Origin of the sequence: Staphylococcus taiwanensis (genome assembly GCA_020544305.1) — a bacterium.
GTDB classification, from domain to species: domain Bacteria; phylum Bacillota; class Bacilli; order Staphylococcales; family Staphylococcaceae; genus Staphylococcus; species Staphylococcus taiwanensis.
On sequence record CP058667.1, the window covers coordinates 42,594 to 59,949 of the forward strand.

Here is a 17,356-nt window from a genome sequence, read left to right on the forward strand (position 1 = left end):
TATGTTTATGAATGAATTAAAATGAAAGGTCCAACGTGTTAAAAGCACGTTGGACCGCAATCTCAGTTATCACGATTTAACTCTTCAACAACTAAGTTAGCTAATACTTCAATTAACTCATCCATTTCATTCACTCCTATACAATTTCATCTTTAAGTTACTAAAAAGGTATTGAGAAGTGGTCATTAAAGATCAGCTAACTCATCATTTTGCTTTTTCCATAACTTAAAATTCTCTTTGTTATCCGTATTAATTTTAGGTTTAATAGGTTCGGCATCTTTAGTTAGACCAAAAATAGACGCATGGTCTGAATCTAGCTTTAATTGGTAAAAGACAAGCGACTGTTTCTTGCCATTGTTATCTTTGACTGTTCGTTTTTTCGTAATTCGATCACGGTCAGATTCGATAAATCCCTTATCCTTTAGTGCATTCACGACATTATTAACATCTTGGAAGTGATGCTCTGCCAACATATTTTTAAATACAGACGCAATGATTTTGACTTCGATATAATCATCTTTTAAGGCAATTAGTCCATAGTTCTCCATCATATTCTTTAACGCTTTGTCATCAGAAAACTTACCACGGTTTTGTGCTACAAATTGCGTAATGACTTCGATCGCTTTATCTGCCAGTGATCGTTCAGAGACCGTATGAGCATGATAATCAATAAAGTAGTCTCTTATTTTAGCGATATCAATATCTGTAGCTAAAACACGACCTAATATTTTCGCAGATGTTGTAATAACTGCATAACGCTTAAACATACGTTTACCTGTATTGTTTGTTTCATCCTTCAATTTATCTTTAAACCAATGATGTTCATCTTTAAACCATTGAATGGCTTCATCTTCACGTTTAATAAGATAATCAGCAACGAACGGTAAAACATGCCCGTAGTTTTGTGCAACTGCTTTTTTGATATTATCAGAGTTAGTTGCATCTGTAGTAAATTGTTCATTAATCTCAATGGTTCTTACACGTAACCCATCGTTTTGAGCCGAATCAGTAAAAATACTGTATTCTGACGTTGAAATGACAGACGTGCCCCAATTCTTAGGCGTTTTAACTTCTCCATGAACGTTTGAACGTTGACGACCTTGACCTTCAGCGATCGAATATAATAACCCCGTTGTATCTTTAAAAGTTGCTGATGAGAGTTCATCAAATACTAGTGGTACACCATAGTTGTTGCTTAAATAACTTTCAAGTGCATTACGTGTAGCATTCCAACTTCTAAAGAGCGTTTCGCTTCCCTTATTAGGGTTGCCAGCAACTGATACAGCTAAAGCAGCCGCTGTTGATTTACCAGTTGATGACTGACCTGTAAAACTAAAGATGATACCAGCAAATGTAACATCTTGTTTATGCTTCAGAAATGCTGTTACTAAGGCAGAAATTCCGAATGTGGTTGCTAACTCCAAATGAAAATGACCTTTGACCTCATTAAGATACATATTAAACCAATCTTCAAACGTACCTTTAGGTTCTAAATCATAAGATGTATCACAAATTGGCTCTGAAGGAGTGTTAGCATTGAATTCTTTGGTCTTATAGACATCATTTAAGGATATAATTGAACCAAATGGAGTTTCTAGTATGCCTACACCTTCATACAAGTGGGAAGGTGATAATAGATTGCGCGTTTGTTGCAAGGCATTACTTAAAGACGTGATGCGCTTTTCGTTAATACTATAGCCGTAATTGATTAGTAAATGTAAATTGCGAGATGATAAAATATCGGACGCAAAGATATTTTCTTGACCATTAGCATTCGAGATAACTATTTTTTCAGTACCTTTCGAAGGATCTAGAAATTTTTTTGTAATCACAATAAAACTAGCCAAAAAAACTATTCTTTTACTATCTCCATCTTTTTTAGGTGGTATGTTTTCATACCAACCGTCTGAATTTAAAAAATAGGGTCCTATTTCAAGTATATTTTTTGACATTAGCGAACACCTCCTTTCGAAGTGTTGCTATGATTACGTGGATGTGGACCTATTTTTTGATATAACAAACTGCCATTTTTCGTACCTACAGTATCAAAGGGTAATCCTGGTGTGTGCTTAATCCAGTAAGCAAAACGACGTCCTACTTCACGTTGATCATTCGTGCTACAAACCCCACTATATTTCTTTCTTAATTCACTATAAGTGAACATGCTTCCAACTGATTGTTGAAAAGCTTTGGCAATTACAAAATTATAAAGCTTCTCCTGTGATTCACTTTTATTTCTTTTCATAACTATTATCTACCTCCTAAAATTATCACTTACGTGATATGGACTTTATTTTACTCTCAAAGAAAAATAGAGGTTTGAGATTTCGAAAGAGAATTTTAGGACATTGATTCTATAACGTTTAATAAATAAAAAGCCCAACGATTTAAGAATCGTTGGGCATATTTATTGAATTAATAATATAAATTTGGTCCTTCTTTAATACTGTCTAAACGTGTCTTGTAAAACTTACTAATTATTTGAATCATTAGTTTATCGAGAAAGTCATTAGGATTATTATTAAAATTTTCTCTTTTATAAAAGTTGCTAATGTTATATTTTTTAAGCTCAGTGAGTAAAGAGTCTTCTACTTTTTCTGTCATTTTTACATTATTTTTAATGGTTTTATGAATCAAAGCTTTCAAATTAGTATTTCTTGCATAGCCATTAATAAGACTCTCAAAGTGAGTTAATTTTTGTTCATGTTTGTAGGTTAAGGCAATTAGATCATTCTTTAAATTAGTAATACTATGCAGAGCAACTAATATATCATATTGAGTTGATTTTTGAATGATATTACTTACTAGTGTAACTAATTCATCGATTAAATCGGAAATAGCAGTAAATAATGCAAAGTGGAATGTATCTTCAATGGTCGTTAAATAATATAATTCGTTATTATTAAGTAAGTTTTGTTTTTTCATAAATTCATTTATATTATTTTGAGACTCAATCAGGCTATCTATTGTTAAATTAACTTTACGTGACTTATTTGTCAGAATACTACGGATAAATTTAAAATACGTATCATTTTGATCATATAAGTTGAGAGAAATACCGATAATAGATTGTCTGAATTGATCTAGTTCGTCAGATTGATTTAAGCTATCTTTTTTATGAGTTGAAGGTTTAATACTATTAGCAATTTCAAAGTATTGAGAATTACTTGTTCGTTCTTTAATTAAACCTTCTGTCACTAGTTGTTTAAAGTACTTAGATTTATTTACGTTTGAGATGTTTTTCTTAACATAGGAATCTTGTTTTTCTTTGTAAATGAGATATTTTGTTAAAAAATTACTTGTAACTACATCGTCAAAATTTTCTCTAGATAAATCTTGATGGATTTCTATTATTATATCTTTCAAACTTTTAAATGTATTCCAAGAAGATACGTTGTCTACAGTTTTTTCGTAATCTATTTTATATTTAGCTTTTTTTAAATTAATATTTTCTTGAATCTGTTTTATAGTATTGTTAGCTATCTTTTTAGCAAAATCTGTTGTTTTATTGATTGTGGCTAAGAACTCGGTGAAATATGTATCTAGAATTGTTGATTCTAACACTTCTAAAGCATCTACACCTTGGTCAATGATTTCATTTGAAAGTTCATCTATGTCCACCATACTTTGACTATCAATAGAATACGGCAAAGTATCTTTAGTAAAGCCACTAGGAATTTTATCGATAAATATACCCTCTTCACTACATTTCACAGTGTGTTGCTCAATATTTTGATCAGAGGTATTTATAAAGTAGCTTATATATATAGTTTCATTAGGCTGTGCTTCTCCCACTACATAATTTGTTCCAATTTCTTCAGGTAAAATATCTTTTGCATACTCTTTTAGTATAAATTCGTAATCAATTTTATGTATAAAATAATTAAAACTTTGAAACCACATTTCTATTTTCCATTTATTTTTAATCATTGCATTCACTCGCTTTCATATTTAAAGTTTGTGTATCAACAAATACTAATTTCAATGTTAAAGTTTTTCAATAGTATTTACTATTTATTCTTTATAATATGGAGAATAAAAAACAAACGTTCTCCTTTGAGCATATATATGAAAAAAGAGTCGAATCTTTTAATGAGTGACATCAAGTTCTTAAAAAATTATATAGATAATAGCTTATAATTATTGTTTAAAAACTATAGTAATTTGAATTGGAACTTAATTCTAAAAACTAGTCGGGCATCTAATAATTTTTAAATTAAATCGAAATTTCCGTTTATTTACTCTTGATTACTTCAAAATATATTAATCTTACACATTATGAAATGATCGATAAAATGATATAAATATACAAATGAAATAATATGATAAAGTAAATGTAAACAAAATATCAGATTTAATTAACCTAGAATATATGTTATGTTAAATGTATATAACAATATATTCACTAGGGGTGCAATTGATTGCTGAGAGAAAGTACTTACTTTCAACCCTTGAACCTGTCGGTTAGTACCATCGTAGGAAAGTGATTTACATATTATTTGATGTTTTTCAGTAATTCACTTTTTTGCGTAGAAAATTGAGTTATTGGAGGATTTTTTTATGGAGAAATTAAGAGTTGGTTTAGAATGGTTTTTAAATCCTGATCATATGCCATTAATCTTAGGAATAGAAAGAGGATGGTTTAAGGAACAAAATCTAGAAATTGAGATGATCGAACCTAAAGAACATTTTGATGCTTTAGATGAAATAGAAAAAGGTACAATGGATATCGCAATTACAGAACCTATCCATTTAGTAGAAGATAAAGCATCCAACCAAAATGTTGTAGGCTTCGCAAGATTCTTACACACCAACGGCGGTATAATGTATAAAAAAGATAAAGGTATTAAAACACCAAAAGATTTAATTGGCAAACGTCTCCAGTACCCAGGAGCTCCAGGTCTTGGGGGTATTGCTATTGCAAAAACAATGATTGAAGCTGATGGTGCTCAATATATAGATGGAGATATTAAACCTGTAAATAACAGTTTTTATCATACAGATGCATTATTAAATGATAAAGCAGATGCCGCAACACTTATCTTTGAAAATTTTGAAATTTTAGAAGCCAAAAGTAAAGGATTAAATGTCGATTATTTCGCATTAAAAGATTACAATGTTCCTGACTTTTGCCAATTAATTTTTATCACTACCCCTGATAAGTTACACTTTGAAGAAGAAAAGATCAAAACATTTATTAAAGTTATACAAAAAGCAATTCAATATATTAAAACTAATCTTGAAGATGCAATTCATATCTACTCTTCATATACAAATACAGATGTAAGCGATAATTTAAATAAATCTACAATACAAGCCACAGCAAAATGTTTCACTAACGATTTATCAATGAGTTCTGATTTCTACAATGATTTACAATTATGGTTAAAAGAAACAGGTAAGATTAAACAAACAATCGAACCTAAAGAATATTTCACAAATCAATTACTATTTAGTAGATATGCTAACTAAATTCAAGTTTATATTCAGAGTCTCTACAATTTTTAAATTGTAAGAGGCTCTTTTACTTCTAAAATATTGCCATTCTCTTCAATATCTAAATATATTTCTTCATTTTTTGCATTGCCGCCACCTAGTCTTTGCAATAACTGAACTACTTCATTTTTCCTTAATTGAGAAAGAACATGTTTAGAAACATAAAGGTTCTGTTGCAAAGTAAAAAAATATAGCTAACCACTAATTTATCATGTCAGTGTTCGCTTAACTTGCTAGCATGATGCTAATTTCGTGGCATGGCGAAAATCCGTAGATCTGAAGAGACCTGCGGTTCTTTTTATATAGAGCGTAAATACATTCAATACCTTTTAAAGTATTCTTTGCTGTATTGATACTTTGATACCTTGTCTTTCTTACTTTAATATGACGGTGATCTTGCTCAATGAGGTTATTCAGATATTTCGATGTACAATGACAGTCAGGTTTAAGTTTAAAAGCTTTAATTACTTTAGCCATTGCTACCTTCGTTGAAGGTGCCTGATCTGTAATTACCTTTTGAGGTTTACCAAATTGTTTAATGAGACGTTTGATAAACGCATATGCTGAATGATTATCTCGTTGCTTACGCAACCAAATATCTAATGTATGTCCCTCTGCATCAATGGCACGATATAAATAGCTCCATTTTCCTTTTATTTTGATGTACGTCTCATCAATACGCCATTTGTAATAAGCTTTTTTATGCTTTTTCTTCCAAATTTGATACAAAATTGGGGCATATTCTTGAACCCAACGGTAGACCGTTGAATGATGAACGTTTACACCACGTTCCCTTAATATTTCAGATATATCACGATAACTCAATGTATATCTTAGATAGTAGCCAACGGCTACAGTGATAACATCCTTGTTAAATTGTTTATATCTGAAATAGTTCATACAGAAGACTCCTTTTTGTTAAAATTATACTATAAATTCAACTTTGCAACAGAACCGTATTATGGAATAGAGATGTTGGTAACATTTATACAGGATCATTATACTTAAGTTTAATTTCGTTATTACAGAACCACACATTCCAACCAGAAGAGAAAGTATGTCTATTTAGTTATGGTTCAGGAGCAGTAGGAGAAATCTTTAGTGGTTCAATCGTTAAAGGATATGACAAAGCATTAGATAAAGAGAAACACTTAAATATGCTAGAATCTAGAGAGCAATTATCAGTCGAAGAATACGAAACATTCTTTAACAGATTTGATAATCAAGAATTTGATTTCGAACGTGAATTGACACAAGATCCATATTCAAAAGTATACTTATACAGTATAGAAGACCATATCAGAACATATAAGATAGAGAAATAAACTAGTGGCCGATTGTGCTTGATGAGCTTGGGACATAAATCCTAACTCGAAATAAATAAGCATATCACTAAACTGATTTTTTAAAGTTTACAGTGATATGCTTATTTTTTTATCTTACGATTTTGTACGTGCATGCTTGCCTAGGGGTATGGCTCGAGCCATTAGTCTCTCGCACATACTATTCCCTCAGGCGTCAGCACTTACAAAATCGGTTGTAATTTTCATTTTTATACGCATTCTTACTGAGATTATACTAATAAGAGGAATAGTAAAAGCAATTCTAAGTAAAATTGCAGATAAGAGGTTTGTTAAAAGCAGTTCTCAGTAAAATTACAGATAAGAGGTACGTTAAAAGCAGTTCTAAGTAAAATTGCAGATAAGAGGTACGTTAAAAGCAGTTCTAAGTAAAATTGCAGATAAGAGGTTTGTTAAAAGCAGTTCTAAGTAAAATTGCAGATAAGAGGTACGTTAAAAGCAATTCCATGCAAAATTGCTGATAAGGGGTAAGTTAAAAGCAGTTCTAAGTAAAATTGCAGATAAGAGGTTTGTTAAAAGCAGTTCTAGGCAAAATTGCAGATAAGAGGTTTGTTAAAAGCAGTTCTAGGCAAAATTGCAGATAAGAGGTGCGTTAAAAGCAGTTCTCAGTAAAATTGCTGATAAGGGGTAAGTTAAAAGCAATCCTAAGTAAAATTGCAGATAAGAGGTAAGTTAAAAGCAATCCTAAGTAAAATTGCAGATAAGGGGTACAGAAAAACTAGACTTGATTACAAAATGGAGCTTGGGACATAAATGATTTTTTAAAAATGAGATGAGACGTAGATTAACTCCATAATCAATACGAATCTATCGACTTCTTTATTTATGATATTCATCTCTTTTTAATGGAAATAAAAGTGCGATTAATGTGATAATACAGTTACGTTAATTAAAAAAATAAAAATGCAAGGAGAGGTAATATGCTAACTGTATATGGACATAGAGGATTACCTAGTAAAGCTCCGGAAAATACAATTGCATCATTTAAAGCTGCTTCAGAAGTAGAAGGTATAAACTGGTTGGAGTTAGATGTTGCAATTACAAAAGATGAACAACTGATTATCATTCATGATGATTATTTAGAACGGACTACAAATATGTCCGGGGAAATAACTGAATTGAATTATGATGAAATTAAAGATGCTTCTGCAGGATCTTGGTTTGGTGAAAAATTCAAAGATGAACATTTGCCAACTTTCGATGATGTAGTAAAAATAGCAAATGAATATAATATGAATTTAAATGTAGAATTAAAAGGTATTACTGGACCGAATGGACTAGCACTTTCTAAAAGTATGGTTAAGCAAGTGGAAGAACAATTAACAAACTTAAATCAGAATCAAGAAGTGCTCATTTCAAGCTTTAATGTTGTGCTTGTTAAACTTGCAGAAGAAATCATGCCACAATATAACAGAGCAGTTATATTCCATACAACTTCGTTTCGTGAAGACTGGAGAACACTTTTAGATTACTGTAATGCTAAAATAGTAAACACTGAAGATGCCAAACTTACTAAAGCAAAAGTAAAAATGGTAAAAGAAGCGGGTTATGAATTGAACGTATGGACTGTAAACAAACCAGCACGTGCAAACCAACTTGCTAATTGGGGAGTTGATGGTATCTTTACAGACAATGCAGATAAAATGGTGCATTTGTCTCAATAGAAAGTTAGAGGTGAGTCTTACGTTTCAGTGACGGTAGACTTACCTTTAACATGTTACATACTAAAAAATTAATTTGAATAAGAAAGAGAGACATATATGAAATACGATGATTTTATAGTAGGAGAAACATTCAAAACAAAAAGCCTTCATATTACAGAAGAAGAAATTATCCAATTTGCAACAACTTTTGATCCTCAATATATGCATATAGATAAAGAAAAAGCAGAACAAAGTAGATTTAAAGGTATCATTGCATCTGGCATGCATACACTTTCAATATCATTTAAATTATGGGTAGAAGAAGGTAAATACGGAGAAGAAGTTGTAGCAGGAACACAAATGAATAACGTTAAATTTATTAAACCTGTATACCCAGGTAATACATTGTACGTTATCGCTGAAATTACAAATAAGAAATCCATAAAAAAAGAAAATGGACTCGTTACAGTGTCACTTTCAACATACAATGAAAATGAAGAAATTGTATTTAAGGGAGAAGTAACAGCACTTATTAATAATTCATAATAAAACAGTGAAGCAACCATCGTTACGGATTGCTTCACTGTTTTGTTATTCATCTATATCGTATTTTTTATTACCGTTCTCATATAGCTCATCATACACTTTACCTGAGATTTTGGCATTGTAGCTAGCCATTCCTTTATCTTGTACATCTTTAACATTAATAGCCATCATCATGTTTGGATTATCTTTATCATATGATATAAACCACCCAATTTGTCTGCCAGTTTCTCCTTGTTTCATTTTGAGTTCTGCAGTACCGGATTTGCCAATTAAGTTTGCATAAGATCTATAAATATCTTCTTTATGTGTTTTATTTACGACTTGTTGCATACCATCAGTTAATAGATTGATATTTTCTTTGGAAATAATATTTTTCTTCCAAACTTTGTTTTTCGTGTCTTTTAATAAGTGAGGTGCGTTAATATTGCCATTATTTTCTAATGCGCTATAGATTGAAAGGATCTGTACTGGGTTAATCAGTATTTCACCTTGTCCGTAACCTGAATCAGCTAATAATATTTCATTATCTAAATTTTTGTTTGAAATTTGAGCATTATAAAATGGATAATCACTTGGTATATCTTCACCAACACCTAGTTTTTTCATGCCTTTTTCAAATTTCTTACTGCCTAATTCGAGTGCTACTCTAGCAAAGAAAATGTTATCTGATGATTCTATTGCTTGTTTTAAGTCGATATTACCATTTACCACTTCATATCTTGTAACGTTGTAACCACCCCAAGATTTATCTTTTTGCCAACCTTTACCATCGATTTTATAACTTGTTTTATCGTCTAATGTTTTGTTATTTAACCCAATCATTGCTGTTAATATTTTTTGAGTTGAACCTGGTGAAGTTGTAATCTGGAACTTGTTGAGCAGAGGTTCTTTTTTATCTTCGGTTAATTTATTATATTCTTCGTTACTCATGCCATACATAAATGGATAGACGTCATATGAAGGTGTGCTTACAAGTGCTAATAATTCACCTGTTTGAGGGTGGATAGCAGTACCTGAGCCATAATCATTTTTCATGTTGTTATAAATACTCTTTTGAACTTTAGCATCAATAGTTAGTTGAATATCTTTGCCATCTTTTTTCTTTTTCTCTATTAATGTATGTGCGATTGTATTGCTATTATCGTCAACGATTGTGACACGATAGCCATCTTCATGTTGGAGCTTTTTATCGTAAAGTTTTTCGAGTCCCTTTTTACCAATAACTGCATCATCTTTATAGCCTTTATATTCTTTTTGTTTTAATTCTTCAGAGTTAATGGGACCAACATAACCTAATAGATGTGAAGTCGCTTTTCCTAGAGGATAGTTACGACTTTCTGTTTCATTAGTTGTAAGATGAAATTTTTTTGCGAAATCACTTAAATATTCATCCATTTTTTTAACGGTTTTAAGTGGAACGAAGGTATCATCTTGTACCCAATTTTGATCCATTTGTTGTTTGATATAGTCTTCAGAAATACTTAGTTCTTTAGCGATTGCTTTATAATCTTTTTTAGATACATTCTTTGGAACGATGCCTATCTCATATGCTGTTCCTGTATTGGCCAATTCCACATTGTTTCGGTCTAAAATTTTACCACGTTCTGATTTTAAATTTTCAATATGTATGCTTTGGTCTTTCTGCATTCCTGGAATAATGACGCTATGATCCCAATCTAACTTCCACATACCATCTTCTTTAACAAAATTAAATTGAACGTTGCGATCAATGTTACCGTAGTTTGTTTTAATTTTATATTGAGCATCTACTCGTTTTTTATTTTTAGATACTTTTTTTATTTTACGATCCTGAATGTTTATATCTTTAACGCCTAAACTATTATATATTTTTATCGGACGTTCAGTCATTTCTACTTCACCATTATCGCTTTTAGAAATATAACTGCTATCTTTATAAACTTGTTTGAAATTTTTATCTTCAATTGCATCAATAGTATTATTAATTTCTTTATCTTTTGAAGCATAAAAATATATACCAAACCCGACAACTACAACTATTAAAATAAGTGGAACAATTTTTATCTTTTTCATCAATATCCTCCGTATATAAGACTACATTTGTAGTATATTACAAATGTAGTATTTATGTCAAAATAATGTTATAATTTTTGTGATATGGAGGTGTAGAAGGTGTTATCATCTTTTTTAATGTTAAGTATAATCAGTTCATTGCTCACGATATGTGTAATTTTTTTAGTGAGAATGCTCTATATAAAATATACTCAAAATATTATGTCACATAAGATTTGGTTATTAGTGCTCGTCTCCACGTTAATTCCATTAATACCATTTTACAAAATATCGAATTTTACATTTTCAAAAGATATGATGAATCGAAATGTATCTGACACGACTTCTTCGGTTAGTCATATGTTAGATGGTCAACAATCATCTGTTACGAAAGACTTAGCAATTAATGTTAATCAGTTTGAGACCTCAAATATAACGTATATGATTCTTTTGATATGGGTATTTGGTAGTTTGTTGTGCTTATTTTATATGATTAAGGCATTCCGACAAATTGATGTTATTAAAAGTTCGTCATTGGAATCGTCATATCTTAATGAACGACTTAAAGTATGTCAAAGTAAGATGCAGTTCTACAAAAAGCATATAACAATTAGTTATAGTTCAAACATTGATAATCCGATGGTATTTGGTTTAGTGAAATCCCAAATTGTACTACCAACTGTCGTAGTCGAAACCATGAATGACAAAGAAATTGAATATATTATTCTACATGAACTATCACATGTGAAAAGTCATGACTTAATATTCAACCAGCTTTATGTTGTTTTTAAAATGATATTCTGGTTTAATCCTGCACTATATATAAGTAAAACAATGATGGACAATGACTGTGAAAAAGTATGTGATAGAAACGTTTTAAAAATTTTGAATCGCCATGAACATATACGTTATGGTGAATCGATATTAAAATGCTCTATTTTAAAATCTCAGCACATAAATAATGTGGCAGCACAATATTTACTAGGTTTTAATTCAAATATTAAAGAACGTGTTAAGTATATTGCACTTTATGATTCAATGCCTAAACCTAATCGAAACAAGCGTATTGTTGCGTATATTGTATGTAGTATATCGCTTTTAATACAAGCACCGTTACTATCTGCACATGTTCAACAAGACAAATATGAAACAAATGTATCATATAAAAAATTAAATCAACTAGCTCCGTATTTCAAAGGATTTGATGGAAGTTTTGTGCTTTATAATGAACGGGAGCAAGCTTATTCTATTTATAATGAACCAGAAAGTAAACAACGATATTCACCTAATTCTACTTACAAAATTTATTTAGCGTTAATGGCATTCGACCAAAATTTACTCTCATTAAATCATACTGAACAACAATGGGATAAACATCAATATCCATTTAAAGAATGGAACCAAGATCAAAATTTAAATTCTTCAATGAAATATTCAGTAAATTGGTATTACGAAAATTTAAACAAACATTTAAGACAAGATGAGGTTAAATCTTATTTAGATCTAATTGAATATGGTAATGAAGAAATATCAGGGAATGAAAATTATTGGAATGAATCTTCATTAAAAATTTCTGCAATAGAACAGGTTAATTTGTTGAAAAATATGAAACAACATAACATGCATTTTGATAATAAGGCTATTGAAAAAGTTGAAAATAGTATGACTTTGAAACAAAAAGATACTTATAAATATGTAGGTAAAACTGGAACAGGAATCGTGAATCACAAAGAAGCAAATGGATGGTTCGTAGGTTATGTTGAAACGAAAGATAATACGTATTATTTTGCTACACATTTAAAAGGCGAAGACAATGCGAATGGCGAAAAAGCACAACAAATTTCTGAGCGTATTTTAAAAGAAATGGAGTTAATATAATGGATAATAAAACGTATGAAATATCATCTGCAGAATGGGAAGTTATGAATATCATTTGGATGAAAAAATATGCAAGTGCGAATAATATAATAGAAGAAATACAAATGCAAAAGGACTGGAGTCCAAAAACCATTCGTACACTTATAACGAGATTGTATAAAAAGGGATTTATAGATCGTAAAAAAGACAATAAAATTTTTCAATATTACTCTCTTGTAGAAGAAAGTGATATAAAATATAAAACATCTAAAAACTTTATCAATAAAGTATACAAAGGCGGTTTCAATTCACTTGTCTTAAACTTTGTAGAAAAAGAAGATCTATCACAAGATGAAATAGAAGAATTGAGAAATATATTGAATAAAAAATAAAATTGTTGTGTTTACAACAATACATAGAAAACAGAGGAAACAATCAAGTCGTTGAATATTTCCTCTGTTTTTTAGTTGAAAAAATTAACCGAAAGCCTGAATGCAAGTCTTGATTAAATCAATAATGCTTGTAATAACACCAGTGAAATCCATATGCATACCCTTTTTCTATTTAAGATACATTAAGTATAATATCAAACAAATAAAAAATGTTAAAAATTCCCTAATTGGCTATTTAGATTGCATAAATGTCAAAAATTTGAAAAACATACAACGACTTTGCATAAAAAATCGTCATATTGGAAATACGTAATTTATTGAAATAATAAAAAAAATAAAAGAACGAAGATGATAACCTAAGTGAGGTTTTAAGTTGTTCTAAGGTTTAATTTAATTTATGTTAAAATAGTTGGTATAAAAATACATGATAAACTATAAACTAAATTCAAAATAACTTATGGGGTAGGCAATTATGGAAAATATTTTAAATATAAATGATAATGAAAAAAGAGTGCTAAGGGAAATTTATAACCATCATAATATTTCGCGTACTCAAATATCTAAAAATCTTGAGATTAATAAGGCAACGATTTCTAGTATTTTGAATAAGTTAAAGTATAAATCTCTTGTTAATGAGGTTGGTGAGGGTGATAGCACGAAGAGTGGTGGTAGAAAACCTATTCTTCTGAAGGTTAATCATCTTTATGGTTATTTTATTTCTTTGGATTTAACTTATAGTTCTGTTGAAGTGATGTACAATTATTTTGATGGTAATGTCATTAAGCATGAATCTTATGATTTACCTGATGAAAAGGTTAGTAGTATATTAAGCATAATAAAAAAACATATTGATATTCAGGAGAAACTTGATACTTATAACGGACTATTAGGTGTGTCTGTTTCTATACATGGAGTTGTGGATAATGAGCAGCATGTGACATATTTACCATTCCATGAAACTGAAGGAATTTCAATTGCTAAGAAAATAAAAGAAATTACTAATGTTCCAGTCGTAGTTGAAAATGAAGCGAATCTTTCAGCGTTATATGAACGTAATTTTAATCATAATTTATCCTACAATAATCTTATTGCTTTAAGTATACATAAAGGTATTGGTGCTGGGCTTATTATTAATAATCAATTGTATCGTGGTGCAAATGGGGAAGCGGGTGAAATTGGAAAAACACTTGTCTCAAAAGTTAGCGATAATGTGGAGATCTTTCATAAGATTGAAGATATTTTTTCACAAGAAGCTTTACTGCATAATTTAAGTAATCAACTAAATGAGAAGATGACGCTTAGCAAATTAATTCAATTTTATAATGAAAAAAATCCAGTCGTAGTTGAAGAAATGGAACAATTTATAAATAAAATTGCTGTTTTAATACATAATTTAAACACCCAGTTTAATCCGAATGCAATTTACATTAACTGTCCATTGTTCAATGAAATGCCTGAAATATTAGAAGCAATTAAGAACCAGTTCAAACAATATTCACGTAACGAAATTCAAATAAAGTTAACATCTAATGTCAAATTTGCAACTTTGCTAGGTGGTACATTAGCAATTATCCAAAAAGTACTACAGATTAATGATATTTACTTAGATATAAAAGCATAAAAAACTAATTCAAATGAATAATCAAAGTTCGTAATTGTCTTTATAAAAAAATCCCTCAATCCGAATTGAATTTTCGGATTGAGGGATTTTTATAGTTCTATTGCAGAAGAAAACTATTTTAAAAATGCTGGTAAATGTTGATAGCCACCTCTAACGTTAACAATATTCGTAAATCCTTTATATTCTAATATTCCTACCGCTATTGAACTTCTAACACCTGATTGACAATGTACATAAATTAGGTCATTTTTATCGAAAGGTATATCTTCATTTAAAAGTTTACCGTGAGGAATATGAATTGCTTGTTTTAAATGACCTTTACGCCATTCATCATCATTACGAACATCTAATACATTATGTTCTTCACCAGTCATTTCAGAACTATGAATAGATGATGTGACGATATTTGTTTGTGGCAAACGGTAACTTTTTACATTTTCAAAACCAATTAATTGTAAAGCATGAATAGCTTGTTGAACGGTAGATTTATCGCCAATTAATTCAATATCTTAGTCATAATCTAAATACCAACCAATTTGATTTATAAAAGTTTTATTAAAAGGAATATTGATAGTTCCATGCATATGACCACCATGGAATGCTTCTTTACTTCGAAGATCAAAAGCAGTTTGTGTATTGCTTGAACTAGGGTAAACATTATATGGTTGGTACATTTGCATACCAAATTGATTTATTTTTTTCATTTGTGAAAAATGGTGTGGTGGAGCTGGCTGATTGAGTGTTAAAGTTTCGATAAATGAAGTTTCATCTTTAACATTAAAAGCCCAGTTGTTTATTTTCTCATAACCCAAAGTAGTTGTAGGTAATGAACCTAGCGCTTTACCACAAGGACTCCCTGCACCATGACCTGGCCAAATTTGAATATAGTCTGGTAATGTTGCAGCAAATTGTATGGACTGATACATTTGTTTTGCTCCGATTTTTGTAGAACCTTCAACATTTACAGCTTTTTCTAATAGATCTGGTCTACCTACATCACCAACAAAGATGAAGTCACCGCTAAATAATCCCATTGGTATACTGGAACCCCCACCTTCGTCAGTAAGTAAAAAACTAATACTCTCAGGGGGATGGCCTGGAGTGTGTAAGACTTCTAATTTAATCTTTCCTAAATAGATAATATCTTGATGCTTAACGAAATGTGTTTGTTTAGGCATATTTTTATAATTAAATTCATCTTTACCTTCATCAGATACGTATATACTTGCATTCAATTTATTTGCCACATCTCTAATACCTGAAGCAAAATCAGCATGAATATGTGTTTCTGCAGCTTTAGTAATTGTGAATCCTTCTTTATCTGCAACTTTTAAATATTTTGTTAAATCTCGTATAGGGTCAATAATCATTGCTTCTCCTGTACGTTGACATCCAATTAAATAAGATGCTTGTGAAAAATTGTCTTCATAAAATTGTTTGAAAAACAAAAAAAACTCCTTTTTAAAATAGATTTTATTGATTAGATAAATAAGTTATGATTTGCTTGCTCAGTATGTCCAATATAAGTACCTACGCCACCATAATCGACTTCATCTCTTAATTCTTCTTTTGAAATTCCCATAACATCCATACTCATGGTACAAGCAATTAACTTTATATCTTGATCGATTGCTTGATCGATAAGTGAGTATAAAGAATCAACATTTTTCTTGTTCATTACATAACGCATCATAATATTACCTAGTCCAAACATATTCATTTTTGATAATGGCATATGTATTGGATCCTTAGGTAACATAAGGTCAAACATTTTGGAAATACCTTTCTTTTTAACGCGAGTTGATTGCGCTTTTTTTAATGCGTTGAGGCCCCAAAAAGTAAAGAAAATAGTTACATCTTTACCTGCTGCTTTAGCGCCATTTGCGATGATCATTGCTGCTACTGCCTTATCTAACTCACCGCTAAATAAAACAATTGTTGTACCTGTAGCAGTGTCATTGATTTCAAATTCTTTTGGCTTTTCTTTTTGAATAATTGCATTAATTACATTTGCTTCTTCAGTAAGATTTACAAGGGTATTCCCTGTTTGTTTCGCCCAACTTTTAATATCACTATTGAAACCAGGATCTGTAACTGTTACCTCGATTTGCTCACCCGTTGAAATATTGTTAATTTCTTTACTGATATTAACAATAGGTCCAGGGCACTGAAGACCTCTAAAATCAAATTGTTTACGATTCTCTTTGATTTCAATATCTTTTTCTATTAAAGGAGCACTATTGAAGTTCTTTGCTTCATAATCTTTATATCCACCCTTTAAATTCACGACATCATAACCTTGTTTGGCTAAATAATCGCAAGCTTTAGTGCTTCGGTTACCGCTTTTACAATGTATATAATACGTTTTGTGGTTCTGTTGCAAAGTTGAATTTATAGTATAATTATAAC

General features: G+C 30.4%; 13 protein-coding genes, 3 pseudogenes and 1 riboswitch. Of the genes and pseudogenes, 7 read left to right on the plus strand and 9 right to left on the minus strand.

Annotation, left to right across the window (positions count from 1 at the left end; all coding sequences use genetic code 11):
- Positions 1-185: 185 nt before the first annotated feature.
- The 3 genes from HYI43_00180 to HYI43_00190 all read right to left on the minus strand — a co-directional run bounded on the left by HYI43_00180 (position 186) and on the right by HYI43_00190 (position 3,930).
- Complete coding sequence (locus HYI43_00180) at positions 186-1,952, minus strand: DUF927 domain-containing protein (protein UDI77044.1); 1,767 nt, start codon at positions 1,950-1,952, stop codon at positions 186-188.
- On the minus strand, positions 1,952-2,245 hold the full coding sequence (locus HYI43_00185) for a hypothetical protein (protein ID UDI77045.1): 294 nt from the start codon (positions 2,243-2,245) through the stop codon (positions 1,952-1,954). The genes HYI43_00180 and HYI43_00185 overlap by 1 nt, the downstream gene beginning before the upstream one ends.
- A 170-nt stretch (positions 2,246-2,415) precedes the next feature.
- Positions 2,416-3,930, minus strand: a complete 1,515-nt coding sequence (locus HYI43_00190; protein ID UDI77046.1) for a hypothetical protein — start codon at positions 3,928-3,930, stop codon at positions 2,416-2,418.
- A gap of 467 nt (positions 3,931-4,397) precedes the next feature.
- A riboswitch (TPP riboswitch) is annotated at positions 4,398-4,499 on the plus strand.
- Positions 4,500-4,560: 61 nt separating this feature from the next.
- On the opposite strand from HYI43_00190, the gene HYI43_00195 reads away from it, so the two are divergent.
- Positions 4,561-5,472, plus strand: a complete 912-nt coding sequence (locus HYI43_00195) for an ABC transporter substrate-binding protein (protein ID UDI77047.1) — start codon at positions 4,561-4,563, stop codon at positions 5,470-5,472.
- A gap of 32 nt (positions 5,473-5,504) precedes the next feature.
- Here HYI43_00195 and HYI43_00200 read toward each other — a convergent pair whose 3' ends face one another.
- Both HYI43_00200 and HYI43_00205 read right to left on the minus strand, forming a co-directional pair.
- Complete coding sequence (locus HYI43_00200) at positions 5,505-5,675, minus strand: hypothetical protein (GenBank protein UDI77048.1); 171 nt, start codon at positions 5,673-5,675, stop codon at positions 5,505-5,507.
- Positions 5,676-5,721: 46 nt separating this feature from the next.
- A complete protein-coding gene (locus HYI43_00205; protein UDI77049.1) occupies positions 5,722-6,396 on the minus strand; it encodes an IS6-like element IS257 family transposase in 675 nt (224 codons plus the stop codon).
- Between the two features lie 53 nt (positions 6,397-6,449).
- On the opposite strand from HYI43_00205, the pseudogene HYI43_00210 reads away from it, so the two are divergent.
- The 3 genes and pseudogenes from HYI43_00210 to HYI43_00220 all read left to right on the plus strand — a co-directional run bounded on the left by HYI43_00210 (position 6,450) and on the right by HYI43_00220 (position 9,046).
- Positions 6,450-6,821, plus strand: a pseudogene (locus tag HYI43_00210) (hydroxymethylglutaryl-CoA synthase family protein).
- A 956-nt stretch (positions 6,822-7,777) separates the two neighbouring features.
- Entirely contained in the window at positions 7,778-8,521 is a 744-nt protein-coding gene (locus tag HYI43_00215; protein UDI77050.1) for a glycerophosphoryl diester phosphodiesterase, read from the plus strand.
- 96 nt (positions 8,522-8,617) lie between these two features.
- The gene (locus HYI43_00220) at positions 8,618-9,046 is read left to right on the plus strand and encodes a MaoC family dehydratase (protein ID UDI77051.1); all 429 of its coding nucleotides are present in this window, start codon (positions 8,618-8,620) and stop codon (positions 9,044-9,046) included.
- A 45-nt stretch (positions 9,047-9,091) separates the two neighbouring features.
- Here HYI43_00220 and mecA read toward each other — a convergent pair whose 3' ends face one another.
- Positions 9,092-11,101, minus strand: coding sequence for a PBP2a family beta-lactam-resistant peptidoglycan transpeptidase MecA (gene mecA / locus HYI43_00225; protein ID UDI77052.1), 2,010 nt, complete (start codon positions 11,099-11,101; stop codon positions 9,092-9,094).
- A gap of 96 nt (positions 11,102-11,197) precedes the next feature.
- Between mecA and mecR1 the strand changes: the two genes are divergently transcribed.
- Positions 11,198-12,955: a beta-lactam sensor/signal transducer MecR1 gene (gene mecR1 / locus HYI43_00230; GenBank protein UDI77053.1), complete on the plus strand. Its 1,758-nt coding sequence runs from the start codon at positions 11,198-11,200 to the stop codon at positions 12,953-12,955.
- The gene (mecI, locus tag HYI43_00235) at positions 12,955-13,326 is read left to right on the plus strand and encodes a mecA-type methicillin resistance repressor MecI (protein ID UDI77054.1); all 372 of its coding nucleotides are present in this window, start codon (positions 12,955-12,957) and stop codon (positions 13,324-13,326) included. Before mecR1 ends, mecI begins: the two co-directional genes overlap by 1 nt.
- Before the next feature lie 84 nt (positions 13,327-13,410).
- Here mecI and psm-mec read toward each other — a convergent pair whose 3' ends face one another.
- A complete protein-coding gene (psm-mec, locus tag HYI43_00240) occupies positions 13,411-13,479 on the minus strand; it encodes a phenol-soluble modulin PSM-mec (GenBank protein UDI79237.1) in 69 nt (22 codons plus the stop codon).
- Positions 13,480-13,798: 319 nt separating this feature from the next.
- Between psm-mec and HYI43_00245 the strand changes: the two genes are divergently transcribed.
- Entirely contained in the window at positions 13,799-14,947 is a 1,149-nt protein-coding gene (locus HYI43_00245) for an ROK family transcriptional regulator (GenBank protein UDI77055.1), read from the plus strand.
- 113 nt (positions 14,948-15,060) lie between these two features.
- On the opposite strand, the pseudogene cstB reads toward HYI43_00245, so the two are convergent.
- Together cstB and HYI43_00255 are read right to left on the minus strand one after the other, a co-directional pair.
- Positions 15,061-16,395: pseudogene (gene cstB / locus HYI43_00250) on the minus strand (persulfide dioxygenase-sulfurtransferase CstB).
- A gap of 32 nt (positions 16,396-16,427) precedes the next feature.
- Positions 16,428-17,327 (minus strand): annotated as a pseudogene (locus tag HYI43_00255) (DsrE/DsrF/DrsH-like family protein).
- Positions 17,328-17,356: the final 29 nt, after the last annotated feature.

Bases quoted from the DNA above. Each gene is read 5' to 3' on its own strand.
- HYI43_00205 (UDI77049.1), bottom strand. From the start codon at position 6,396: ATGAACTATTTCAGATATAAACAATTTAACAAGGATGTTATCACTGTA.
- HYI43_00220 (UDI77051.1), top strand. From the start codon at position 8,618: ATGAAATACGATGATTTTATAGTAGGAGAAACATTCAAAACAAAAAGC.
- mecI (UDI77054.1), top strand. From the start codon at position 12,955: ATGGATAATAAAACGTATGAAATATCATCTGCAGAATGGGAAGTTATG.
- HYI43_00180 (UDI77044.1), bottom strand. From the start codon at position 1,952: ATGTCAAAAAATATACTTGAAATAGGACCCTATTTTTTAAATTCAGAC.
- HYI43_00195 (UDI77047.1), top strand. From the start codon at position 4,561: ATGGAGAAATTAAGAGTTGGTTTAGAATGGTTTTTAAATCCTGATCAT.
- HYI43_00190 (UDI77046.1), bottom strand. From the start codon at position 3,930: ATGATTAAAAATAAATGGAAAATAGAAATGTGGTTTCAAAGTTTTAAT.
- HYI43_00245 (UDI77055.1), top strand. From the start codon at position 13,799: ATGGAAAATATTTTAAATATAAATGATAATGAAAAAAGAGTGCTAAGG.
- HYI43_00215 (UDI77050.1), top strand. From the start codon at position 7,778: ATGCTAACTGTATATGGACATAGAGGATTACCTAGTAAAGCTCCGGAA.
- HYI43_00185 (UDI77045.1), bottom strand. From the start codon at position 2,245: ATGAAAAGAAATAAAAGTGAATCACAGGAGAAGCTTTATAATTTTGTA.